Source organism: Silvimonas iriomotensis (assembly GCF_014645535.1).
Lineage (GTDB): Bacteria > Pseudomonadota > Gammaproteobacteria > Burkholderiales > Chitinibacteraceae > Silvimonas > Silvimonas iriomotensis.
Genome location: NZ_BMLX01000002.1, coordinates 887,743 through 910,674 on the forward strand (window position 1 = coordinate 887,743; position 22,932 = coordinate 910,674).

The 22,932-nt window shown below is 60.3% G+C and carries 22 protein-coding genes; 17 read left to right on the plus strand and 5 right to left on the minus strand.

Annotated elements, in window-relative coordinates; genetic code table 11:
• Positions 1-53: 53 nt before the first annotated feature.
• Positions 54-1,199, minus strand: a complete 1,146-nt coding sequence (locus IEX57_RS10580; protein ID WP_229708962.1) for an alpha/beta hydrolase family protein — start codon at positions 1,197-1,199, stop codon at positions 54-56.
• A 320-nt stretch (positions 1,200-1,519) separates the two neighbouring features.
• Between IEX57_RS10580 and IEX57_RS10585 the strand changes: the two genes are divergently transcribed.
• The 3 genes from IEX57_RS10585 (at position 1,520) to IEX57_RS10595 (ending at position 5,218) form a co-directional block, all read left to right on the plus strand.
• A complete protein-coding gene (locus IEX57_RS10585) occupies positions 1,520-2,809 on the plus strand; it encodes an NAD(P)/FAD-dependent oxidoreductase (protein WP_188704290.1) in 1,290 nt (429 codons plus the stop codon).
• A 20-nt stretch (positions 2,810-2,829) separates the two neighbouring features.
• Positions 2,830-3,384: a helix-turn-helix domain-containing protein gene (locus tag IEX57_RS10590; RefSeq protein WP_188704291.1), complete on the plus strand. Its 555-nt coding sequence runs from the start codon at positions 2,830-2,832 to the stop codon at positions 3,382-3,384.
• A 673-nt stretch (positions 3,385-4,057) separates the two neighbouring features.
• Positions 4,058-5,218 (plus strand): NHL repeat-containing protein, encoded by a 1,161-nt coding sequence (locus IEX57_RS10595; protein ID WP_188704292.1) that lies wholly within the window; start codon positions 4,058-4,060, stop codon positions 5,216-5,218.
• 401 nt (positions 5,219-5,619) lie between these two features.
• Here the strand turns inward: IEX57_RS10595 and IEX57_RS10600 are convergent, their stop codons facing one another.
• Together IEX57_RS10600 and IEX57_RS10605 are read right to left on the minus strand one after the other, a co-directional pair.
• The gene (locus IEX57_RS10600; protein WP_188704293.1) at positions 5,620-5,985 is read right to left on the minus strand and encodes a hypothetical protein; all 366 of its coding nucleotides are present in this window, start codon (positions 5,983-5,985) and stop codon (positions 5,620-5,622) included.
• A 77-nt stretch (positions 5,986-6,062) separates the two neighbouring features.
• Positions 6,063-6,497, minus strand: a complete 435-nt coding sequence (locus tag IEX57_RS10605) for a cupin domain-containing protein (protein WP_188704294.1) — start codon at positions 6,495-6,497, stop codon at positions 6,063-6,065.
• A 40-nt stretch (positions 6,498-6,537) separates the two neighbouring features.
• On the opposite strand from IEX57_RS10605, the gene IEX57_RS10610 reads away from it, so the two are divergent.
• Positions 6,538-7,005 carry a MarR family winged helix-turn-helix transcriptional regulator gene (locus IEX57_RS10610; RefSeq protein ID WP_188704295.1) on the plus strand — a complete coding sequence of 156 codons (468 nt, stop codon included), beginning with the start codon at positions 6,538-6,540 and terminating at the stop codon, positions 7,003-7,005.
• Between the two features lie 346 nt (positions 7,006-7,351).
• Here IEX57_RS10610 and IEX57_RS10615 read toward each other — a convergent pair whose 3' ends face one another.
• Complete coding sequence (locus IEX57_RS10615; RefSeq protein WP_188694515.1) at positions 7,352-8,281, minus strand: LysR family transcriptional regulator; 930 nt, start codon at positions 8,279-8,281, stop codon at positions 7,352-7,354.
• 152 nt (positions 8,282-8,433) lie between these two features.
• Here IEX57_RS10615 and IEX57_RS10620 point away from each other — a divergent pair, with 152 nt between their 5' ends.
• Genes IEX57_RS10620 through IEX57_RS10630 form a run of 3 tightly spaced genes read left to right on the plus strand, consistent with a single transcriptional unit; the run spans position 8,434 to position 11,305 of the window.
• Entirely contained in the window at positions 8,434-9,171 is a 738-nt protein-coding gene (locus IEX57_RS10620) for an SDR family oxidoreductase (protein ID WP_229679093.1), read from the plus strand.
• A gap of 54 nt (positions 9,172-9,225) precedes the next feature.
• Positions 9,226-10,230: a zinc-dependent alcohol dehydrogenase family protein gene (locus IEX57_RS10625; protein WP_188694512.1), complete on the plus strand. Its 1,005-nt coding sequence runs from the start codon at positions 9,226-9,228 to the stop codon at positions 10,228-10,230.
• A gap of 55 nt (positions 10,231-10,285) precedes the next feature.
• Positions 10,286-11,305: a zinc-dependent alcohol dehydrogenase family protein gene (locus tag IEX57_RS10630; RefSeq protein WP_188704296.1), complete on the plus strand. Its 1,020-nt coding sequence runs from the start codon at positions 10,286-10,288 to the stop codon at positions 11,303-11,305.
• Between the two features lie 274 nt (positions 11,306-11,579).
• On the opposite strand, the gene IEX57_RS10635 is transcribed toward IEX57_RS10630, so the two are convergent.
• A complete protein-coding gene (locus tag IEX57_RS10635) occupies positions 11,580-12,356 on the minus strand; it encodes a helix-turn-helix transcriptional regulator (RefSeq protein ID WP_188704297.1) in 777 nt (258 codons plus the stop codon).
• 158 nt (positions 12,357-12,514) lie between these two features.
• Here IEX57_RS10635 and IEX57_RS10640 point away from each other — a divergent pair, with 158 nt between their 5' ends.
• From IEX57_RS10640 to IEX57_RS10685, 10 genes are all read left to right on the plus strand, one after another.
• Entirely contained in the window at positions 12,515-14,014 is a 1,500-nt protein-coding gene (locus tag IEX57_RS10640; protein WP_229708963.1) for an aldehyde dehydrogenase, read from the plus strand.
• Positions 14,015-14,035: 21 nt separating this feature from the next.
• A complete protein-coding gene (locus IEX57_RS10645) occupies positions 14,036-15,403 on the plus strand; it encodes an aspartate aminotransferase family protein (RefSeq protein ID WP_188704298.1) in 1,368 nt (455 codons plus the stop codon).
• Positions 15,404-15,423: 20 nt separating this feature from the next.
• Positions 15,424-16,725, plus strand: a complete 1,302-nt coding sequence (locus IEX57_RS10650; protein ID WP_188704299.1) for a flavin-containing monooxygenase — start codon at positions 15,424-15,426, stop codon at positions 16,723-16,725.
• A 9-nt stretch (positions 16,726-16,734) separates the two neighbouring features.
• The gene (locus IEX57_RS10655; protein WP_188704300.1) at positions 16,735-17,160 is read left to right on the plus strand and encodes a RidA family protein; all 426 of its coding nucleotides are present in this window, start codon (positions 16,735-16,737) and stop codon (positions 17,158-17,160) included.
• The gene (locus tag IEX57_RS10660) at positions 17,157-17,831 is read left to right on the plus strand and encodes a DUF1028 domain-containing protein (protein ID WP_188704301.1); all 675 of its coding nucleotides are present in this window, start codon (positions 17,157-17,159) and stop codon (positions 17,829-17,831) included. The genes IEX57_RS10655 and IEX57_RS10660 overlap by 4 nt, the downstream gene beginning before the upstream one ends.
• A 12-nt stretch (positions 17,832-17,843) precedes the next feature.
• On the plus strand, positions 17,844-18,998 hold the full coding sequence (argE, locus tag IEX57_RS10665; RefSeq protein ID WP_188704302.1) for an acetylornithine deacetylase: 1,155 nt from the start codon (positions 17,844-17,846) through the stop codon (positions 18,996-18,998).
• 241 nt (positions 18,999-19,239) lie between these two features.
• Positions 19,240-20,229 (plus strand): LysR family transcriptional regulator, encoded by a 990-nt coding sequence (locus tag IEX57_RS10670; protein WP_188704303.1) that lies wholly within the window; start codon positions 19,240-19,242, stop codon positions 20,227-20,229.
• A 103-nt stretch (positions 20,230-20,332) separates the two neighbouring features.
• On the plus strand, positions 20,333-21,313 hold the full coding sequence (locus tag IEX57_RS10675; RefSeq protein ID WP_188704304.1) for an ABC transporter substrate-binding protein: 981 nt from the start codon (positions 20,333-20,335) through the stop codon (positions 21,311-21,313).
• Positions 21,314-21,389: 76 nt separating this feature from the next.
• Positions 21,390-22,037, plus strand: coding sequence for a cysteine hydrolase family protein (locus IEX57_RS10680; RefSeq protein ID WP_229708986.1), 648 nt, complete (start codon positions 21,390-21,392; stop codon positions 22,035-22,037).
• Positions 22,034-22,885 carry an MBL fold metallo-hydrolase gene (locus IEX57_RS10685; RefSeq protein WP_188704306.1) on the plus strand — a complete coding sequence of 284 codons (852 nt, stop codon included), beginning with the start codon at positions 22,034-22,036 and terminating at the stop codon, positions 22,883-22,885. Before IEX57_RS10680 ends, IEX57_RS10685 begins: the two co-directional genes overlap by 4 nt.
• Positions 22,886-22,932 lie beyond the last annotated feature (47 nt).

The window sequence follows — 22,932 nt, forward strand, 5'->3', positions numbered from 1 at the left end:
TTAAACAAAGTCCAGTTGCGGGCAGAACCACACCTCTTGCCTGCAACCCACTATCACCACACTACGTCGTTATCCACCGCATACAAACGGCATTGGGTATTGGGGCTGTTACGCTGGCAGGCCCCCAACGCTTTGCCCAGCGCCGCGTCGCCGTGGCCCTCACCCCAATGGCCGTCGCCGCTGATGGCCAGGGCCCGTGGTTGCGGCAGCGCCAGATAGCGCTTCGCCACTTCGCTGCTCTTGTCTCCCATGCCCGGCAGGGCGCTGTCTGCGGTCACTGGCGCTGTCGATGTTGCAGCCGGACGGGCAATCAAACCAGTCCGGGTAAAGCCCTGAGCGGCTAGCCAGCGCTCGACAATCGGCGTCCACAAATCAGAGCCCTGCACAAACAGAAAATGGCCGTTGTTGCCGAAGGCGGGTTGCAGCTGGTAATCCACCCTGGCGCCGCCGGCGGCAAAATCCGTGGCCCATTGCTGGCTGTAGCGCGGGCCAAAAAACTGATCGTTTTGCGTGTAAATCCATAACATCGGCAGCTGCGTTACCTTGCCCCATTGGGTGTACAGCGCATCCAGAGCGCCCGGGTTAGCCGGCACGCCAGGGTGGCTATCCGGATCGCCGCCGCTGCCACCGGCAAAGTTGATCGCCGCCACGACACCTGGCGGGTTATGCGACGCGGTAGATACCGTGGTCAGGCCACCCATGGACTGACCCACCAGCACAATGCGTTTGGGGTCTACGCCAGGCAGGGCGCGGGCAAAGTCGATGGCTGCCAAGGTCTCGATCGTGGAATTACCCACCCCGATGGCGGGGTCTGAAGACGACCCGTGGCCCGAGTCTTCTGCATCAAATGCCGCGCCAGAGACACCGTAACCAATGCGGGTGGGCACGACCACCACAAAGCCCTTGCGCGCAAAGTAGCGGCTGGCGACCTCATAGCGAAAACGCCCTTCTGCGGCCCGTTCTGCCGGCGTGGTTGCACGGCCGTGGCTGATGATGACCACAGGGAATGGCCCGGCGCCCGCCGGCCGAAACGTGGTGATCACCATGTCGTGCGTTTGCGTACCACCATGCAGCCCGGTGAGCGTGACCGGAATCTGGCTGATCTGTTCTTGCAGGTCGGTGGCCAGTTTGACGTCTTCACCCCGCGCAAGCAGCGCGCTAAACATGAACACAACACTGGCAAACATGGCACGGCGCATGGCGGGGCGTATCCTGGGGGTGAACAACAGTGAAGAGAACCGCAACCGGCGCCAAGTTAGCAAAGGCGGTAAATGGGGGCAAGAACCGGCTTCTGGCGGCGCATTGGTGCTGGATATCGTCAGAACATCAGCCACCGCGTTGCGCCGGTAACAGACCGTGTTTTCCAGGCCGGTTATGCAGCGGCGACCGTGAAACCCCAGCTGTTGCGGCATCCCCACATAAAAGACGCCCTGAACGAGTCCCCGGCGACAGCGTTGTCCGTCGTCTTCGCCTCATGCTACCTTGTGAAAAAATAACGCCATTTTTTCACGGAGGCAGTATGTTCGCTCAATCGACGACGCACATCGGTTCCTGGTATGCCGCCGCCAGCCCGGAACTAACCCAGCCGCGCGCCCCGTTGGCCGGTGATCTGGATTGCGATGTCCTGATCGTCGGGGCCGGCTTCAGCGGGCTGCACACCGCGCTGCGGCTGGTCAGTGCCGGGCGCAAGGTGTGCGTGATCGAAGCCAGCCGCATTGCCTGGGCCGCATCCGGCCGCAATGGTGGCCAGGCGATTCCGGGGTGGTCCAGCGATCTGGCGCCGCTAGAGGCCGATCTGGGCCACGAAGGTGCGCTGCGGCTGTGGCAAAGCATGCTGCAGGCCGCGCAAGAACTGCGCGAACTGCCCTTGCGCCACGGTTTTGATTGCGAGTATCGGGTGGGGCATTTGTGGACCGCTGTACTGCCGCGCCGCGTGAGTATCCTGCAACACTGGCTGGAAGAAGCGCCTGCCCGTTGGGGCTATCAGGGGCTTGAGTTCGTGCCGCGCGCCCGGTTGCCTGAATGGATCGCCAGCGAGCGCTACCAGGCGGGCTTGTACGACCCCAACGCCGCCCATCTCAACCCGCTTAAACTGGCCTATGGTCTGGCCGCTGCCATTGAAACGGCCGGCGGACTCATTCATGAGCAGACCCGCGCCTTATCCTGGAAAGAGGACGGCAGCGGGTACCGGGTGCAGACCGCGAGCGGTGAAATTCGCTGTGCCGCGCTGGTGCTGGCCTGCAATGCGTATATTGATCAGCTTGATCCTGGCCTCTCGCAACGCTTGCTGCCGGTCGGCACTTACCAGGTCGCCACCGCGCCACTGGGTGAAGCCCTCGCCCGCGCCTTGTTGCCGCGCAATTGCTGCGTCACCGATAACCAGTTCATTCTGGATTACTTCCGCCTCACGCCTGATCACCGCCTGCTGTTTGGCGGCGGCTGCACTTATCTGGGCGGCATGCCCTCAGACATCCGCGCCGCCACTCGCCCGCATATTGAAAAGGTCTTCCCGCAACTCAAGGGCGTCGAGATCGACTACGCCTGGGGCGGCCACATTGATATCAGCATGCGCCGCACCCCGGATGTGGGCCGCAAGGGCAACCGTTACTGGCTGCAAGGCTATTCCGGCCACGGCGTACTACCCACGCTCGCCGCCGCCACCGCCGTCAGCAACGCCTTGCTGGGGGATACCGAACTACTGGACCTCTACCAGCGCATCCGCAACCCTGGCTTTCCCGGCGGCCCCTTGCTGGCCGCACCGCTGGAAGCCGTCGGCAAAGCGTACTACCGTGTGCGGGACTTGTTCTGACGCAAAAGGCAATCTCATTCATGGCTGATCAAGATACAAAAGTAGCCGGTGTCGCCGGCCTGGTGCGCGAACTGCGCAAACGCAAAGGCATGACACTGCAACAACTGGCCGAGGGCATCGGGCGCTCGGTCGGCTTTGTGTCCCAGCTGGAGCGCGGGATCTCGCACCTGGCCGTCGACGACCTGGTGGCGATCAGCCAGGTCCTTGGTGTTGCCGCCACCTATTTTTTCAGCGACCACGGCCAGCCGGCATCGCCCTGGCTGACCCGGCCAGGCGAACGACGCGCCATGACGTACGCCAACGGCGTGGCCGACGAACTTATCTCCCCTCGGCTGGGCGGCCCGTTTTTCATGCTGGAGACACGCCTCGAACCCGGCGCCCACAGCGGCGAGCGCGACCTGCTCGATAGCTCGGAACAAGGCGGCTACGTGCTTGAAGGAGAACTGACCCTGTGGCTGGAAGAAACCGAACACCGCCTGCGCCCCGGCGACGGTTTCCAGATCCCCGCCCACGTACCCTGCCGCTACGCCAACCAGGCGCAAACCCCGGTACGGCTACTTTGGGTCTATGCGTGAGTGGCGTGCACGCAGAGATGGTGTTGTGGCAGGAGTGGCAAGCGGCACGCTCTGAAGGGGAAGTCGCCTTTGACCCCTGGCCAGCAGCCCAGGACTTCCCCGGATAAACCGCCCCCAAAAGCGTTGAGTCTTCCGGGTTTTGAGTTTTCACAATGGAGGTCTGCTGGTCGGCCGAAGCTGCCGTTTCCCGTTGGCTGAACATCGGTCTGCCAAGCGTTGAAAAGCGGCTTCACACTGCCGGCATGCCCGAGGTACAGCGCCATCAAACCGCAACCATTTTGCAGAGCCCGGAAGCCTCTGGCTGGATCGGACCTGCCTTTAAAAATTTCATGGATTGAAAGAATTTGAAATGCTCTCGCAGTAACATCTCAAACACCGTCTTCTGGCCTATCTGCAAGTGTTTCTGATGATTATTAATAAGATATTGCTTATATATAGGCAAACTCTGGTTTTGTTTCATCCGTAAATACTGTCAGAAATGAGTTTAAATCAAGCTGAAAAATCGCTGCAAAAATGACACACGTATGTTTTCTTACGATTAATTATGGGGCTGATCGGGTAGACTTTGCTGCGCCGCAGAGATGAGCAATCAACACGGCACCAGACACACACTGACAGAAATCAGATAAACCGGCCTCGAGACCGGATCACTCCCCTTTAAAGAAAAGCACTCATGAAAACCGCGTTTCATCTCATCCCCATTTTGCTGGCGGTCGCGCTGACTGCATGCAACAACGGCGATGATTCTGCCGGCAGCGTTTCCGCGCCGGCCACCTCGACTACGCCGACTCCGACACCAGCGCCGGTCGCTGCTACCTATACCGTCGGTGGCACGGTTTCTGGTTTGAACAGCAGTGGCGTGACCCTGAAAAACAGCAATGGCGACACGCTGACTGTCAGTGCCAATGGCAGCTTTACTTTTGCCAACCCGGTGAGCGCAGGCGGCAGCTACGGCGTGACTGTTAGCAGTCAGCCCGCCGACGTAATCTGCAAAGTGAATAAAGGGACTGGCAGCAATATCAGCGCAAACGTGACCAGCGTAGTCGTGAGGTGTGTTGCTGCGGTTACCGAACTGGCTGCGTCCACCGCATTTGGCCAACCCATGCTCTTATCTATCGATGCGGCAGGTAATGTCTACGTGCCTGATTACAGCTCTTCCGGCAAGATTTACCAGATCGGACTGGGTGCCAGCACAGCAACCCAGATTGGTACTGGTACAACTTACGGTGGGCCGACTGGCACAGCGGTTGATGCCGCAGGTAACGTTTACGTGGCTGATCATGACGATGGCAAGTTGTATGTGATCGCGCCGGGGGCAAGCACTGCAACAGTCGTGCCGGGCAGTACTACATTGGTCAGCCCGACGGGTGTGGCTGTAGATGCAGCAGGCAATCTGTATGTGACCGACTACACCGCGAACAAAGTCTACGAGATCGCAGCGGGTGCAACGACCCCGACCCAACTGGCAATGGGTACCAGTTTCCACTCTCCTCTTGGCATTGCGGTCGATGCTGCGGGCAATGTTTATGTAGCCGATAGCGGCGATAGCAAGGTTTACCAGATTGCGCCAGGCGCGACATCCGCAACGCAATTGGCCAGTGGGACGACATTCCACGGCGTACGGAGTGTGGCTATTGATTCGCAGGGCAATGTGTATGTGGCTTCCGGGGACCTGATTTACAAGATTGCCCCTGGTGCAACGACTGCAACAGTTTTGAACACCTACACGGTGATATTAACCACGGGCCTGTGGTCCGTCGCAGTGGATAGCTTTGACAATGTGTACGCCACGGACCTGACTATGCGCAAGGTTTACCGGTTTGCCTATCCGTAACGCGTGAGCACGCCAGCCTTGAAAAGCCCCGGTCTTGCCGGGGCTTTTTTAACGTACCTTATTGGCTTTGGGCCCTGGCAAGCTGTTGGAAACAACGGCAAAGCCGCGCAGGATTTTGTGGCCTGCCACGACATTGCCCCGAGGGAAAACCGCAAGCTTGATCGTTTACGTTTGGGGAAGGCGCTGATGTGTGAGGCGAGGTTGCAATAAAAACAAAACGGCTCTTTGGGGTCGCTTTGTCTTGATCGTGCGTGGCCCTGAACATGGCCTGGGCAGCCATTCCCCCTGAGGTTGTGATACCCCGCTCGCGTCTGCCCACAACACGGCCATATCAGGCAAAAAAAGGCGTTTACACTCAAGACCCGGAATTCGGGGCAGCACTTATGATCATGCAATATCAACTACTTGCTTGTGGGCGGACAAAGGCGCACCAGCATGCTGACCTGGAACGAGCAACGCAGGGTGGTGCTGCAGTTGCGTGAGAGAAGCAAAGAGAGTTGTTTCTGGATGGCCGCTGTGTACATCGCGGTTGATATGCCGAGCGCACAACCAGCGTTGTTAACCAACTTGAACTGCCTTGGGCAAACCTGATCAGTCCATTTGATTGTCTGATATTCACCGTTCCACACATTGCATTGAACGAAATCGCGGATGAATCCCGGGTCAGGCGGGTGGATCATCTTTTCCTCCCGACGTCCTTTCGTCGAGGCCGCTTTGCAGCCGAAGCGCACCTTCGCCTTGGCAATCGCCTTGCCTGCAGCGGTCACTGGGCTGTTCGCCTGAACTGCGCTGCCAGAGCCCTGCACAACGCATCCGGGTAGATCGCGGTCGGCCCGCGCGGCGCTCAAGAGGCCAGTTCGATCCCGTAGCGTTTCATCACAGACTTGATCATCTCCATATCCGGTGGGCCGCCTGCACCCAGCACGTCGGCCACCTCGCGGAAATATTCAGGCCCGATGTTGGCAGGCGAAAACACCACGAGCACGCGCGCGGGAACATCGCCAGGATTAGAGAAATGATGAACGCTGCCGCGCGGCGAGAAGCCATAATCGCCCTTGTTGAGGACGCTGACGCAATCGTCGACCCGACAGGTTAGCGATCCTTCCAGGATGTGCACTGTCTCGTCGACGTCGACGTGGCGATGAGGAGGCGGGACTTTGGCGAGCGGCTGGACAATCATTTCCGCCATCGCCATATGACCTGCGGTGTCCCGACCATCGACCAGGAACCTCATCGACAACGAGCCAATGGTAATCAATTCATGACCTGTCGAATTCATCGCGCAACTCCTTCGAAATGAAGTAAAGTGACTTTACCACATGCCTACCCACCGTCAATCCCTTTCCGACCGGAGATTCTCCGGCGATCCAGACCCCAATGACCCACTCATCGGGGCGCGGCTGCGCTATTGCCTCGGCCACGTGGAACAGCGCCTGGTGCAGGCATTGGCCTCGGCCGGCCTGGCTGACATCCAGACGGCCCACTTCAAAGTGTTCCGCTTTCCACCTCCGGAGAACGAGCGCCCCATTGACCTGGCACAGCGCGCTGGCATGTCCAAGCAGGCAATGAACTATCTGCTGCAGCAACTTGAAGAACTGGGTTATGTGCAAAGGGTTGCGGTGGAGGGATCACCTGCGCGTCTTGTTTCCCTGACCGAGAAAGGCTGGAAAGTGGCCGAAATCCAGCGCGCCACGGTGCACCAGATCGAACGCGAATGGGAGCAGCGGATCGGCACAGAGCGCTTTCAGATGTTTTACGCCGTCCTCAAAGAACTGACGGACGGTTGAGATGAGTTGGGGGCACTCAGGCAGACGCGACGCGTGATGGGGCCGCTGTGTTGGATATTCAGGTGCCACGTCACCAATCCGGAAACAGACATTCGGCCACCGTTTCTTCATGGACGATCGCGATCACGCCAGCATATTGTCAGGGCTGGCAGCCTTGGCCGACGAACTGCCCATAGTTGGCCTGACCTGGCGGCAAATCGGCCGAAGCGGAAGTTGGCGCATGCGGCAGCGCAAGTCCGCTTTGCACTGGAAAGCGTCCATCACCTGAATCGAAAACCTACGCATCCATGGACACTGAATCGCTGCCCTAGTCAAACTTGGGAGAACATCGCAGGTGGCACGCCCTTCATGGGCTTGCCGCCGCTTCAGTCCCGCTGACTCCGGATGTTCCCGCCAGTGCCGCAACAAGGCGGTCATGTACCAGCCTTATACGTGCGGGCACAGGGCCTTTCTGGGGGCGATATACGTAGATATCCCATGGTTCCGGTTCCAGTTCGGCCAATACGGGAACCAGCTCACCCGATGCCATATAGGGCTCAGCCAGAAAAGAAGGCATTTGGGCAAATGCGAGCCCGGCGAGGACGGCGCGACACTCCGCTTCGCCATCATTGACGGTGAATCGTGGTCGGGCGGGATTGCATTGTATTCCGCCCTTGAATAACCAGGGCCAGGCGCGGCCGGTACTGGCATCAAGAAAAGCGGTGGTGGGTAGCGTATCAAGCTGCCCGATATCCTGCGGCGCCCCGACCTGACGGATCAGATCGGGGGTGCCCACCACATGGAAGCGCTGACTCGTCACCCTGCGGGCAACAAAGCGGTTGTCCCGCATGAAGCCAAAGCGGACCCCGATGTCGATTTTTTCGTCCACCACATCAGAGTGCTGATCGCTCAGATGCAAATCGAAGGTGATGCGTGGATGCTCGACAGCGAGCGCGGTCAGGACATCCAGCAACCGCAATCGCCCCAGACCCACCGGTGCGGCAACCCGCACGAGACCGCTTGATTCGAAATCTGCCTCAGCCTTGTCACGCAAGAATAGCTCGTCAAGGGCTCCCACACTCACCCGGGCTTGTCCTGCCAGGGTTTCTCCAAAGCTGGTGATGCGCATATTGCGTGTATTGCGATGAAACAGGAGTTCGCCCTGCAGCTGTTCAAGCTCTTTGATCGCACGCGTCACAGCCTGTGGTGAGATGCCGAGGCGTGCTGCAGCTTCCTTGAAGCTACTCGCTTCAGCGGTGGCAATGAAAATACGCAGCATTTCCAGACGGTTAAGCACGGTGCGTTCCTGCAGGTTGATCCTAATTATTCCATTTTAGTTGTTTTTGAAATCCAAACACTTCCATTTTCTGTGCTTATCGGCTCACTCATACTGTCACGCATCCAAAGCATTCGTTTTTCATTTAACCGTGTACAGCAAGGAGCAAAATCATGAGTATCGCGGGCAAAGTTATTGTTATTACTGGCGCAAGCAGTGGTCTGGGTGAAGCAACGGCACGTCACCTGAGCGGCCTTGGTGCCTCGGTTGTACTTGCCGCTCGGCGTGTAGAGAAACTGCAAGCCATCGCCGAGGACATCCGCGCCAAGGGTGGCAAGGTTGAAGTCGTGAAAACCGACGTCACCGCCGTCGACGATGTCAAAGCCCTGATCAGCAAGTCCCTGAGCGTTTTTGGCCGCATCGATGTTCTGGTCAATAACGCAGGTCTGATGGCAATCGCGCCACTGTCAGAACTGAAAGTGGACGAATGGGAAAGCATGATCGACATCAACATCAAGGGTGTCCTCTACGGCATCGCTGCGGCTTTGCCGGTCTTCCAGCAGCAAGGCAGCGGGCATTTCATCAACATCTCCTCCGTTGCCGGCATCAAGGTGTTTAGCCCCGGTGGCACTGTATACAGCGGCACCAAGTTTGCAGTGCGCGCCATTTCGGAAGGTCTGCGGCATGAAGTGGGTGGCGCAATCCGGACCACCACCATTGAACCGGGTGCAATCGACACCGAGCTCAAACTGGGTAGCTCGCACGAGCAAAGTTCGGCCTTCGTCAAAGACTTCTACAAGATTGCCATTCCAGCTGACTCGGTTGCTCGCGCCATTGCGTATGCCATCGAACAGCCCGCCGATGTAGATATCAACGAGATCGTTCTGCGTCCCACAGTGCAGGAATTCTGATTGTATTTTTCAGCCTCTGGTTTGGCGCCGGAGGCCGCTTTTCTGGACATAACCATGACTACCAAAACATCCATGCGTGCACTTATTCTCGACAATTACGAAGGTGCACCTTTCCGTGACACACAGATTGATCTTGCCGCGCCTGGCCAAGGCGAAGTGCAGGTCAAAATCCATGCAAGCGGCGTGAATCCGATCGACTACAAGATCAGGACCGGTCAGGCACCCTATGCCATGCCGGTTTTGCCAGCTGTGTTGGGTACTGACCTGGCCGGTGAAATCGTTGCAATCGGCGCTGGCGTTGTCGAATTCGCCGTCGGCGACCAGGTCTACGGCCTGACCGGGGGCGTGCGAGGCCTGCAGGGCTCTCTGGCTGAATATGCCAATGTCGATGCTGCATTGATCGCCCTGAAGCCGAAGAACATTTCCATGCGTGAAGCAGCAGCCATTCCGCTGGTCGCCCTTACTGCATGGGAAGGCCTGGTGGATCGTGCCAATATCCAGCCAGGTCAGACCGTTCTGGTACAAGGCGGCGCAGGTGGCGTCGGCCATATGGCTGTCCAGATAGCAAAAGCACTCGGCGCAAAGGTGTTTGCGACGACTAGCACCGACAAGCTGCCGCTGGTCAAAGAACTGGGCGCGACGGCCATTGACTACACCAAGACCCCTCTAGAGCAGTACTTGCAGGAATATACCCAGGGTCAGGGTTTTGACATCATTTACGACACTGTGGGTGGTCCTACGCTGGAAGCATCGCTGGGCGCTACCCGCCACTATGGCCGGGTAGTGAGCTGCGCTGCCTTCGGACCGCATAACCTGGCCTCATCGTCCCTGCGCTCGACAGACGTCAGTGGTGTCTTCGTGTTGCACCCGATGCTCAGTGGCGAGCGCCGTGCGCATCACGGCGAGATTCTCCGTCGCGTCACCGCGCTGGTGGAAGCCGGTCAGGTTCGCGCAGTGCTCGATTCACGCAGGTTCACACTTGATAAAGCCATGGCCGCACATGATGCCGTCGAACAAGGTGCCAATATCAAGGTTGTGATCGACGTTATTGAGTCCTGATTGCTGTTTGCGATGGCGTCCGCGTCGCGTGGCGCCATCGGCAGGAGGTATCGCGATGAGCATAAGTATTGATAACCAAAGGCAAACCGTGCGGGTTGTGCGTTTTCATCAACTGGGCGGTCCCGAAGTCCTGCAAATTGAAACCCTGCCGCGACAGACCCTCGCATCAACCGATGTGCGGATTGCCGTGAAAGCGCTTGCGCTGAATCGCGCCGACGCCATGTTCCGGCGTGGCCAGTACATTGAGCAGGCAGTTCTACCCTCGACCGTAGGCTACGAGGCTGCTGGGGTCGTGATTGGAGTTGGCCCAGAGGTTAACGACTTGCGGATTGGGGATCCTGTGTGTGTTGTTCCCCAGCTTGGCGCTTCCCGCTATGGCTACTATGCAGACGAGCTGGTGGTGCCGCAGCAATATCTGGCCCTCAAGCCGGCCGGTTTGTCATTTGCAGAAGCTGCTTCAGCCTGGATGCAATACCTGACGCCCTATGGCGCACTGGTTGAAACGGCAGCTTTGAGTCCGGGTGATACGGTACTGATTACAGCAGCGTCAAGCAGTGTTGGGCTCGGAGCGATACAGATCGCCAGAATGCTCGGAGCTACGCCCATCGGCACGACACTGACAAGCACCAAGAAGGCTGCAGTGATTGCCGGCGGTGCCGAGCATGTTATTGCCACACAAGAAGAACCCCTACTGGCGCGCATAAGAGAAATGACCGGTGACAAGGGATTACAGGTTGCTTTTGATGCGGTAGGTGGCCCGCAACTCGCCGACATTGCCGAGGCCATGAGCCCGTTTGGCATGCTGATTGTTCATGGTGCGCTCAGCCCGGAGCCGACGCTGTATCCGCTCAAAACAGCATTGCGCAAAAGCCTGACTGTGCGCGGATATGTCTTCAGTGAAGTGGTCAATGACCCCGAGTGCCTTGCCCGCGCAACCCGTTTTATCCTCGACGGACTTGCCCGGGGGGCGCTCAAGCCAGCGATAGACCGCAGTTTTTCATTTGAGGATATTGTCGATGCGCATCGGTATCTCGAGTCCAATCAACAGATCGGCAAAATAGTCGTGACGTTGTAGCGCTCACTTCTTGAAGGAATGGCGGCCGGCTATAAAACACCATACTCCACTCATGGTACGGTCATTTTTGGGAGATCAGGAGAGCGATGCTGACAATTTTACGGACTTCAAGTCAGGCGCTGTTGCTGGGCAGCGCGTCCGCTTTGGATCGAAAACGGACGGCGAAGCCATGAAGTAAGAACGTCCGCTTCGGCCGATAAGCACCCAGCCACAATTAGCCCCCAACCTCACCACTGCCGCCAGCACCAACACCCCCTCCCCTCGGCCAGGCCTTTTATTCCAGCCCCACAAACAGCAAAAACAGCCCTGCCTGGCTGGTGACTGCCAGCTTGCCATACAGGTTACGCCGGTGGACTTTGGCGGTTTCCTGCGAGATGCCCAGGTGTCGGGCTACGCCTTTGGTGGAGTGCCCGGCCAGGATCAGCAAGGCGACTTGTACTTCCCGTTCGGTCAGGTGCGGGTCGCCGCGCTGGCGCAGGGCTTCTTCCAGCCGGTGGTGGCGATCTTGTCCGCTGGGTTCCTCCGGCGCTGCTACCAGCCGCGCGCCGTGGCGCATCAGCGGCAAGATCCAGGGGGTGTACAAGACGGCGGCGCCCATTTCGTCTGCGCTGAACCGGCGCTTGCTGCCCAGCGCCAGCGACAGCGTGCCCACGCCGGGCAGGGGCAACAGGAACTGCAGTTCGTCTTCCACTACATTGCGTGAGAAATAGCGTTTGAAGTATTCGGTTTCCCGAAAACTGTCCGGTGCGACTTCGTCCAGCCGGTAGGCGCCGGGCGCAATGGCGCCGAGGCCAAAACCATAAAACGGATCAAGCAGATACAGCCCGCGCATGTAGTCGTCAAACAGGTTGCCTTCGGCATAGTTGACGGCGCTGTCTGCCAGCACCAGTGGCGGCTGGGCGGCGCGGAACAGCACGGCTACCCAGGTATCAAACTCCACTACTTCCCGCAAAAAACCGGCCAGCGCCGGCCAGAAAGCGGCCTCGCCCTGACTGTTGATCAATCGCCCCAAACGCTGGTGGAACGCCAGTTCTGCTACATCCAGCAGCATGCCTGCTACCCCCGACAGGTTAGTTCTAACCCCGGACTTCTAACGTCTCAGCGTTATGTCCGTCTCTCCAGATGCTCACTAGTATCGCCTTAAATCGTGCAGTGCAGCTAACGCCGCGCTGTCGCTGTGCCGCCCCGGCACACCTTCTGGAGAAACGGATGCAAACCCAGGATCAAGCCATGTGGGAAGAACGCGCCCGCACTGTGCAACCGCGCCGGCTGGCGTATATCGGCGGGCGTTTTGTCGAGGCCGCCGATGGCCGCACCTTTGAGGCGATCAGCCCGCTGTCGGGCAAGGCGCTGGCGAACGTGGCGCGCTGTGCTGCGGCAGATGCAGACCGGGCCGTGGCCGCCGCCCGCAGCAGCTTTGACGCCGGCACGTGGTCACGCTGCGCGCCGCGTGAGCGCAAGAAAGTGCTGCAACGGCTGGCGCAACTGGTGCTGGAACATCGCGAAGAACTGGCGCTGCTCGATTGCCTGGATATGGGCAAACCGATCAGCGATGCACTCAATATTGATGTGCCCGGCACGGCGGCAGTGCTGGACTGGTACGCCGAAGCCACCGACAAGCTGTACGACCAGGTGGCGCCCACCGGCCAGGATGCCCTGGCACTGGTCACGCGCGAGCCGGTGGGCGTGGTGGCCGCGGTGATCCCGTGGAATTTCCCGCTGGATATGGCGGCCTGGAAACTGGGGCCGGCGCTGGCGGCAGGTAATAGCGTCATCCTCAAACCGGCGGAGCAATCGCCGTTGTCAGCCCTGCGGCTGGCGGAGCTGGCCACTCAGGCCGGCTTGCCGGATGGCGTGCTCAACGTGTTACCTGGCTTTGGTGAAGAAGTGGGCAAAGCCCTTGGCCTGCATCCGGATATCGACTGCGTGTCGTTTACCGGCTCGACCGAGGTGGGCAAGCTGTTCATGCGCTACGCCAGCGAATCGAACATGAAAATGGTATGGCTGGAATGCGGTGGCAAAAGCCCGAACCTGGTGTTTGCCGATTGCGCCGATCTGGATGCCGCCGTGCGCAAAGCCGCCATGGGGATTTTCTTCAACCAGGGCCAGGTGTGTTCGGCCAGCTCCCGCCTGTTGCTGGAGCGCAGTATCCACGATCGCTTTGTCGACAAGCTGCTGACCGAGATCACCACCTTGCAACCGGGCAACCCGCTGGACCCGGCCACCCGCACCGGCGCGCTGGTCGATGCCCGCCAGACTGATCGCGTCATGCATTACATCAAGCTGGGCCAGGATGAAGGCGCCACGCTGGTGGCCGGCGGCCAGCGCCTGCGCGTGGGCGAGAGCGACTGTTATATCGGCCCCACCATCTTCACCGGCGTAACCCCAAACATGACCATCGCCCGCGAAGAAATCTTCGGGCCAGTGTTGTCCATTCTCAGTTTTGATAGCGAAGCCGAGGCCATTGCCATGGCCAACGACAGCATTTACGGCCTGGCCGCTGCGGTGTGGACCGATGATCTGACTCGCGCCCACCGCGTGGCCCGCGCCCTGCGCGCCGGCACGGTATCGGTCAACACGGTCGATGCGCTGGACCCCGGCGTGCCGTTTGGCGGGGTCAAGCAATCAGGCTTTGGCCGCGATCTCTCGCCTCATGCGTTCGACAAATTCACCCAGCTCAAGACCACCTGGATTCAATTGCAGCGCTAAAGCGCGCCCAAGGAGATTGTCATGTCCACGTCTACCCAGCGCTATCAAGCCATTGATGCCGCCCACCACATCCACGCATTTGTTGACCAGAAGGCGCTGAATCAGGAAGGCCCGCGCGTCATGGTCAAAGGCGAAGGCGTGTATCTGTGGGATAGCGAAGGCAAGCAATACCTGGATGGCATGTCTGGCCTGTGGTGTACCAATATCGGCTACGGCCGCCGTGATCTGATCAGCGCCGCCAGCCAGCAAATGGCACAGCTGAGCTACTACAACATGTTCTTTCACACCACGCACCCTGCGGTGAATGAACTCTCGGAAAAACTGTTTGATCTGCTGCCCGGCCATTACAGCCACGTGGTCTACACCAACTCGGGCTCTGAGGCCAACGAAGTGCTGATCCGCACCGTGCGCCGGTACTGGGATGTCATGGGCCAGCCAGAGAAGAAAATCTTCATTGGCCGCCACAACGGTTATCACGGCTCCACCGTCGGCAGCGCTTCGCTGGGCGGTATGGCGTTCATGCACGAGATGGGCGGCTTGCCCATCCCCGGCGTTGAACATATTGGCGAGCCCTATTGGTATGCCCACGGCGGCGAGCTGAGCCCGGCGGCATTCGGCCTCAAATGCGCGCAGGAACTGGAGGCCCGCATTCTGGCGCTGGGCGCCGACAAAGTGGCAGCATTTGTGGCCGAGCCCTTCCAGGGCGCCGGCGGCATGATTTTTCCGCCGGAAAGTTACTGGCCGGAAATCCAGCGCATTTGCCGCAAATACGACGTCTTGCTGTGTGCCGATGAAGTGATTGGCGGCTTTGGCCGTACCGGCGAATGGTTTGCGCATCAGCACTTTGGCTTTGAGCCAGACACCCTGAGCATTGCCAAAGGGCTGACCTCTGGCTACGTGCCCATGGGCGGTCTGGTGCTGTCAAAGCGCATGGCCGATGCCCTGGTCGAACGCGGCGGCGTCTTTGCCCATGGCCTGACTTACTCTGGCCACCCGGTGGCGGCGGCCGTGGCACTGGCCAACCTCAATGCGCTGGATCAGGAAGGCATTGTCACACGCACCAGAAACGACACCGGCCCCTACCTGCAAAAGTCGCTGCGTGAAGTCTTTGACCGGCACCCGCTGGTGGGCGAAATCCAGGGCACCGGCATGGTGGCCGCCTTGCAGTTCTGTGAGGACAAAGCCAGCCGCACACGCTTTGCCAACGAGGCCGACATCACCTGGCGCTGCCGCACCCATGGCTTTGAAGAAGGCGTGATCATCCGCTCCACCGCAGGCCGCATGATCATGGCGCCGGCCCTGGTGATCAGCCATGCGCAGATTGACGAGCTGATCGACAAAACCCGCCGCGCCGTGGATCGCACCGCGGCAGAACTGGGCCTGCTCTGACCCGGACCGGAGACAACACGATGGAAACAATCGATACCCTTGTCATTGGTGCCGGTCAGGCCGGTGTGGCCATGAGCGAACACCTGAGCCGCCAGGGCGTGCCGCACCTGGTGCTGGAACGCCACCGCATTGCCGAGCGCTGGCGTACTGAACGCTGGGATTCGCTGGTGGCCAACGGCCCGGCGTGGCACGACCGTTTTCCCGGGCTAGAGTTTGACGACATCAGCCCCGACGGCTTCGCCCCCAAAGAGCGCGTGGCCGCCTACTTTGAAGCGTATGCGCGCAAATTCAACGCCCCCATCCGCACGGGAGTGGAGGTCACACAAGTGGTGCGCAACCACGGCAAGCCGGGCTTTACGGTGAACACCTCAGCCGGGGTGATAGAGGCGCAGCGGGTGGTGGTGGCGACCGGCCCGTTCCAGCGCCCGGTGATCCCGCCAGTGGTGCCGCAAGACGCTGCCGTGCTGCAGCTTCACTCGGCCCAGTACCGCAATCCGGCGCAATTGCCGCCAGGCGCGGTGTTGGTGGTGGGCTCGGGTTCGTCTGGCGTGCAGATTGCCGATGAACTGCAGCGCGCTGGCCGCCAGGTGTATTTGTCGGTGGGCCCGCACGACCGGCCACCGCGCGGGTATCGCGGGCGGGATTTTTGCTGGTGGCTGGGCGTGCTGGGCGAGTGGGATGCCCCCGCCATGAAGCCGGGCGCAGAACATGTAACCATTGCCGTGAGCGGCGCGCGCGGCGGCGAGACCATTGATTTTCGGCGTCTGGCGCACCAGGGCATGGTGCTGGTGGGCATGACCCAATCCTTTGCCGACGGGGTGATCCGTTTTCAGCCTGATCTGGCCCGGAACATTGCCCGCGGTGATGCCAACTATCTGGCGCTGCTGGATGCCGCTGACGCGTATGCCGCGCGCAACGGCCTGGATTTGCCGCCAGAGCCCGCCGCCCGCCAGGTGCTGGCTGATCCGGCTTGTTTGACCGAACCCCTGGCCGAACTGGATCTGACCGCCGCCGGCGTGACGGCCATTGTCTGGGCCACCGGGTTTACCACCGATTACAGCTGGCTGCAGGTGAACGCGCTGGATGACAAAGGCAAACCGCGTCATCACCGCGGGGTATCCAGCGAACCTGGCATCTATTTTGTCGGCCTGCCCTGGCTGTCTCGCCGCGGCTCCAGCTTTATCTGGGGTGTGTGGCACGACGCCAGCTATGTGGCCGATCACATCGCCATACAGCGCCAGTATTTTGCCCAGGGCGATCCCGGTCGCCGCCAGCAGGCCGACTTCCATCATCCGGTAGCAGAAGCTGCCATTCAGAACTGAGACTTGTCCATGACCACCCATACCCGCATCCGCAAGTTCAATACCCGCGACACCTATCCGGAACAGAATCTGGACAACGATCTGTGCCAGGCCGTCGTGGCCGGCAATATGGTGTTTTTGCGCGGGCAGATTGGCCAGGACCTGGAAACCCGCGAATCCGTCGGGATTGGTGACGTGGCCGCGCAAACCGAAAAAGCCATGGCCAACGTCAAAATGCTGCTGGAAGAAGCCGGCAGCTGCCTGGACGATGTCTGCAAAGTGGTCATCTATATTGTTGACCCGCGCTACCGCGAAGCCGTCTACCGGATTGTCGGCAAATACCTCAAAGGCGTGTACCCGGTTTCGACCGGGCTGGTGGTGTCGGCGCTGGCCCGGCCCGAGTGGCTGGTCGAGATCGATATCACCGCCGTGATTTCGCAGGAGCGTCAGGCATGACGTTTTCGATAGCCGCCCGTTGCCGGGACAGCGGCATGGTTGGCGTGGCGCTGGCGTCATCCAGCATTTGCGTGGCCAGCCGCTGCGCCAATGTGCGTGCGCGCATCGGCGCGGTACTCAGTCAGAATGTCACCAACCCCATGCTGGGCCAGCACGCGCTGGACCTGATGGCCATGGGGCTGGATAGTGAACAGATCGCCCAGCGGCTGGGCGTGTTTGATCCGCATATGGCCTGGCGTCAGGTGGTGCTGGTGCCTTTTCGGGGCACGCCGCTGGTGTTTACCGGCGACAAAGCGTTGGGGGTGTATGGCTCGGCCACCGGCCAGCATTGCGCCGCAGCGGGCAACTTGCTGAACACGCCCGACCTGCCCCAGGCCATGGTCGATGCCTTTGAGCGCAGCCGTGGCACCCTGCCAGACCGGCTGCTGGCGGCCTTGCAGGCTGCGGTCGACATGGGCGGTGAAGCCGGCCCCATCCACGCCAGCGGCATCAAGGTGGCCGACATGACCGGCTGGCCGGTGGTGGATTTGCGCGTGGACTGGAGCGACGGCCAGCCCGTGGCCGAACTGGCCGGATTGTGGCAACGTTATCAACCCCAGATGCAGGCCTATATTACCCGCGCCGTATCACCCGAGGCCGCGCCCAGCTATGGCGTGCCGGGCAACTTGTAGCAAGGATCGACCATGAATTCCCTGGCGCTGCTGCACAAACTGGTGGGCTTTGATACCACCAGCCGTTTATCCAATCTGGCGCTGATCGGCTTTGTGCAGGATTATCTGGCCGGCTTTGGCATTACCAGCCAGTTGGTGGAGGATGCCACCGGCACCAAAGCCAACCTGTACGCCACCATCGGCCCCACCGACCGCGGCGGCATCATGCTGGCCGGCCACACCGACGTGGTGCCGGTAGACGGCCAGCACTGGCAGTCCGAGCCGTTCACGCTGGATATCCGCGACGGCCGCGCCTATGGCCGGGGCAGCGCAGACATGAAGGGGTTTATTGCCGCGGTGCTGGCCGCCGTGCCGGCACTGGCCGGTGCCAACCTGAGCATGCCGGTGCACATTGCCCTGACTTACGATGAAGAAATCGGCTGTATTGGCGTGCGCCGCCTGCTGGATGTCCTGGGTGGCTTGCCGGTGCTGCCGGTGATGGGCATCGTGGGTGAACCCACAACCCTGCGCGTGATTGCCGCCCACAAGGGTAAAACGGCGTTTCGCGTCAGCGTGCGCGGCCATGAAGGGCACTCCAGCAACCCGCTGGCGGGCGTCAACGCCGTGGAATACGCCGCCGAACTGATCACCTTTATCCGCAAACTGGCACGCGAACGCCAGCAAAACGGCCCGTTCGATCCGCTGTATGAAGTGCCGTACACCACGCTGCACGTCGGCACGGTACGCGGCGGCACCGCGCTGAACATCATCCCGGCTGAATGCGTGTTCGACTTTGAAATCCGCCACTTGCCGGAAGACCCGCCCGATGCACTGATCGCCGCTATCCGCCAGTTTGCAGCCCAGACGCTGGAACCCGCCATGCAGGCCGTGGCGGCTGACACCGGCATCAGCTTCACCGAACGCAGCACCTACCCTGGCTTGTGCACCCCGCCCGATGCCGCCGTGGTGCGTTTTGTGCAAGGTTTGCTGGGCGACGACACCGCGCCTGGCAAGATTGCCTTTGGCACGGAAGGCGGCCTGTTTGCCGAACGCTGCGGAATTCCTACCGTGGTCTGCGGCCCCGGCGACATTGCCCAGGCGCACCAGCCTGATGAATGGCTGGCGCTGGATCAACTCGCCGCGTGCGATGCCATGCTGGCCAATCTGGTCCAGCAACTGACACAGTGAATGCGCTGACTTTGGCAAAGCGCTCGGGGTAGATTGCGCGCCGGCCGAGAGCGTGTTCATGACAATGAACGCCATGCCGGCATGTTGCGATACTGGTTATTCCGGTAACACGGCTTGCATCTCATCGGTGTCTGTCAGGTATCTTGTCCGTGTGCCAAAGGTGCGCCGCACAAGATGATCCGGCGCCCTGGCCATGCTTCCATCCAGGGCCTGCGGCTGCCCATAGATTCGGGTCAATACCATGGTGATCAGCGATATCGATCTGCGTTTGTTGCGCGTGTTCCGGGCGGTGGTCGAGGCCGGCGGTTTTTCCAATGCCCAGGCTCTGCTCAATATCAGCCAGTCGACCATCAGCACGCAGATGTCGCAGCTGGAAACCCGCTTGGGTTTTACGCTGTGCCATCGCGGGCGCAGTGGTTTCCGGCTGACCGAACAGGGCGATCTGATGTACCGCCAGGTGGTGCAGTTGTTCCAGTCGTTCCAGCAATTTCACCAGCAAGCCGAAGAGCTGAAAGGAGGGCTGAGCGGGCATCTGCGCATTGGTATCATCGACAGCATCATTACCGACCCGGCCTGTCCGGTGAGCCGTGCACTGGCAGAATTTGCGCGCAAACCCAACAACGCGGTACGCGTATCGCTGCAGGTCATGTCGCCACAAGAACTGGAAACCCAGCTGCTTGATAGCCGCATCGATGTGGCGTTCGGCATTTTCTGCAGCCCGCTTTCCGGGCTGACCTACCAACCGCTTTACCGCGAGCGCGATCTCCTGGTCTGCCATCGCACCCATCCCATCGCCCGGATGCCGCACGGCCCGGCGCTGGCCGCCGAAATCAGCCGCGCGCGCAAGGTGATCCGGACATTTCTGGGCACGCAAGAGCTGGTGCCGCTGGATACCGATGCCGACACCATCTTTGCCACGGTCACCCATGTCGAGGCCGCGGCGTTGCTGATTCGCAGCGGTGCCTATATCGGCTTTCTGCCAGAGCACTATGCCCGGCACTGGATAGACCGTGGCGACATGGTGGCGTTATTACCGGGGCAATGCACGCGCTACTCTGATTTCTCTCTGGTCACGCGCACCTATCAGCCCGCGCCATCCCGTTCATTAAGCGGCTTTCTGCAGTGCGTGGAGATCGTGCTCAATGAAATGCGCGCCGAGGCCACTGACACCCTGAACGATGCGCCACGCACTCACTTCACTGCCAGCGATGTCAACATTGAAGCTCTGTAATTGAACGCATCAGCAGCGCCTCATAGGATGAGCTCACAAGTTTCCACCCGCGCGACGATGGTCCTGCGGCACCGTAAATACTTTGGAGCGAATCATGCGAGATATGAGCAAAAAGCGGTCTGTGCTGCCCCGGCGGAAGTCTCTGTTTGCCGCCTTGCTGCTGACGGCCGGGCTGTTCAGCCCGTCGGTACACGCCTCTGAAAAACTGAAGATCGGTTACAACAACTGGGTTGGTTCTGCCGGCGTGTTTGTCGCGCAGGAAAAAGGCTTTTTCAAGCAGGCCGGGCTGGATGTCGAGTTCGTACCGTTCAAAGGCCCCAGCGACGCCATTCCACCGCTGGTGGCCGGCCATATCGACGTCGCCCTGACGACGGCCGATAACGTGGTGCTGGTCAACGCCAGAAGTGGCTCCGATCTCAAGATCATTTTTGCGACCGATACCTCCAACGGTGCAGATGCCGTGGTCTCGAAGAAAAACCTCACCAGCCTGGCCGATCTGAAAGGCAAAACCGTGGCCGTGACGCAGAACGAAGTGAACGAACTGCTGTTGCTCAAGGGCATGGAAAAAGCTGGCATGAAGCCCGGCGACATCAAAAGCGTGAACATGGACCCCGACAGCGCAGGCGCAGCGTTCATTGCCGGCCAGGTCGACGCTGCCGTCACGTGGGAGCCCTGGATTTCGCAAGCAGTGGCCGGGGGCGGCAAAGTGGTGTTTTCCAGCGCGCAGGTGCCCAATCTGATCCTGGACGTGGTGACGGTGAGCCCCGCCACCATCAAAAACAAATCCAGAGCGATTGCCGCGTTCCTGGCTGCGGTAGACAAAGGCACGGCCTATGTCAGATCCAACCCGGATGAAGCCTTGCCCCTGGTGGCCAAACGGCTTGAGGTCAAGCCGGACGAAGTCAAAGGCATGCTGGTGGGTGTGCGGCTCTATGACATGGCTGGCAACGCCAGACTGCTGCACGACAAGGTGGCCGCGCAGACGCTGGACAATATCTCGGCGTTCTACAGCAGCCACAAGACCATCCCCAAAACCCTCAAGGGCAGCGACATGGTGGACGGCTCTTTCATCCCGGCGCATTGAGAGAACGACGATGATTGCGGTCTCTTGCCATCATGATCGGCAGTTTGATTTTGCCCCGCAGCACACGGCGTTGATCGTGATTGATATGCAGCGCGACTTCCTGGCACCGGAAGGTGCCAGCGGGGTCAGCGGCTTTGATCTGGCCCCGCTGCGCACCATCATTCCCCGCCTGCAAAACGTGCTGGCTGCGGCACGGCGGCACGGTGTACGGGTGTTTCATACCCGCGAAGGACATCGCACCGACCTGGCCGACCTGTGCGCAACAAAGCAGCAACGCACATTGCAGGCAGGCGCAGAAATCGGCGCGCGCGGACCGCTCGGGCGCTTCATGGTCCGTGGGGAGTTCGGCCACGACTTTATCGACGAACTGCAACCTGTCCCCGGCGAGCCGATTATCGACAAGCCCGGATACGGCGCCTTTTACGCCACGGATCTGGAACACATGCTGCGCAACATGGGCATCACCCATGTGCTGCTGGCCGGCGTGACGACCCAGTGCTGCGTCCACTCAACCCTGCGTGAGGCCGTCGACCGCGGCTTTTTCTGCCTGACGCTGGCGGATTGCTGCGCGAGTTTCGAACCCGCCCTGCACGACGCCACACTGCAGATCATCGCCAGCGAAGCGCACCTGTTCGGCTGGATCACCGAGGGCGAACAAGTCGTTGCGGCGCTCGCTAACCCGGCCCTCGAAACCGCCCCAGGTGTCATCGGAGCATGCGCATGAATGTGCCAACTGAAACCGCGGCAAAGCCACAGCCCTGGGGCAGCGGGCGCCCCTACCCCATCGCAGCACGCTGGTACGAACGGCTGACCCTGGAGAACGGCGTGACCCGCTTCTGGGAGCCGCACGTGCACCCACTGGAACAAGCCAATTTCTGGCATATCTGCGGCAGAGACCGGGATTTGCTGATTGATAGCGGCATGGGCATCGTACCGCTGCGCCCCAGCTTTCCAGACCTGTTCGGCAGCAAAGAAGTGATTGCGCTGGCCACCCACACGCATATTGACCACATCGGCGCGGTGCACGAATTCGAGCAGCGCTGGGTGCACGAGGCAGAGGCGCGGCAAATGGCGCATCCATCCGGGGTGACCACACTGGTCTGCGCCGATATCCACCCGCAACTGGCAGCACTGTTCGTCGCAGCCGGGTACCCGCCCTTCGACGAACTGCTTATCGATGCAATGCCCCACGCCGGATACGACCCGCGCCAATACCGTTTGCGCGGCGCAGAACCGACTCATCTGGTCAGGGACAAAGACATCATTGATCTGGGCGACCGGCGTTTCGAGATCATCCAGCTACCCGGCCACTCCCCCGGCAGCATCTGCGTCTGGGAAGCCGCGACAGCCACACTCTACTCCGGCGACCTCATCTACGACGGCCCCCTGGTGTACGAAGGCCCAGGCATGGATCTGGATATCTACGCGCAGTCTCTACGCCGGCTAAAGGCCATGCCGATCCAGACCGTCCACGCCGGACACGACCCCAGCTTCGGGCGTGAAAGACTGGTCGAGATCATTGATACCTACCTGCGCCGATGGGGCATGAGCGACCAGGTTCAGCCTGCGTAGGCGGGGTGTCTGCCCAGGGTAAAGCGGGATACAGAGCAGATTTACCG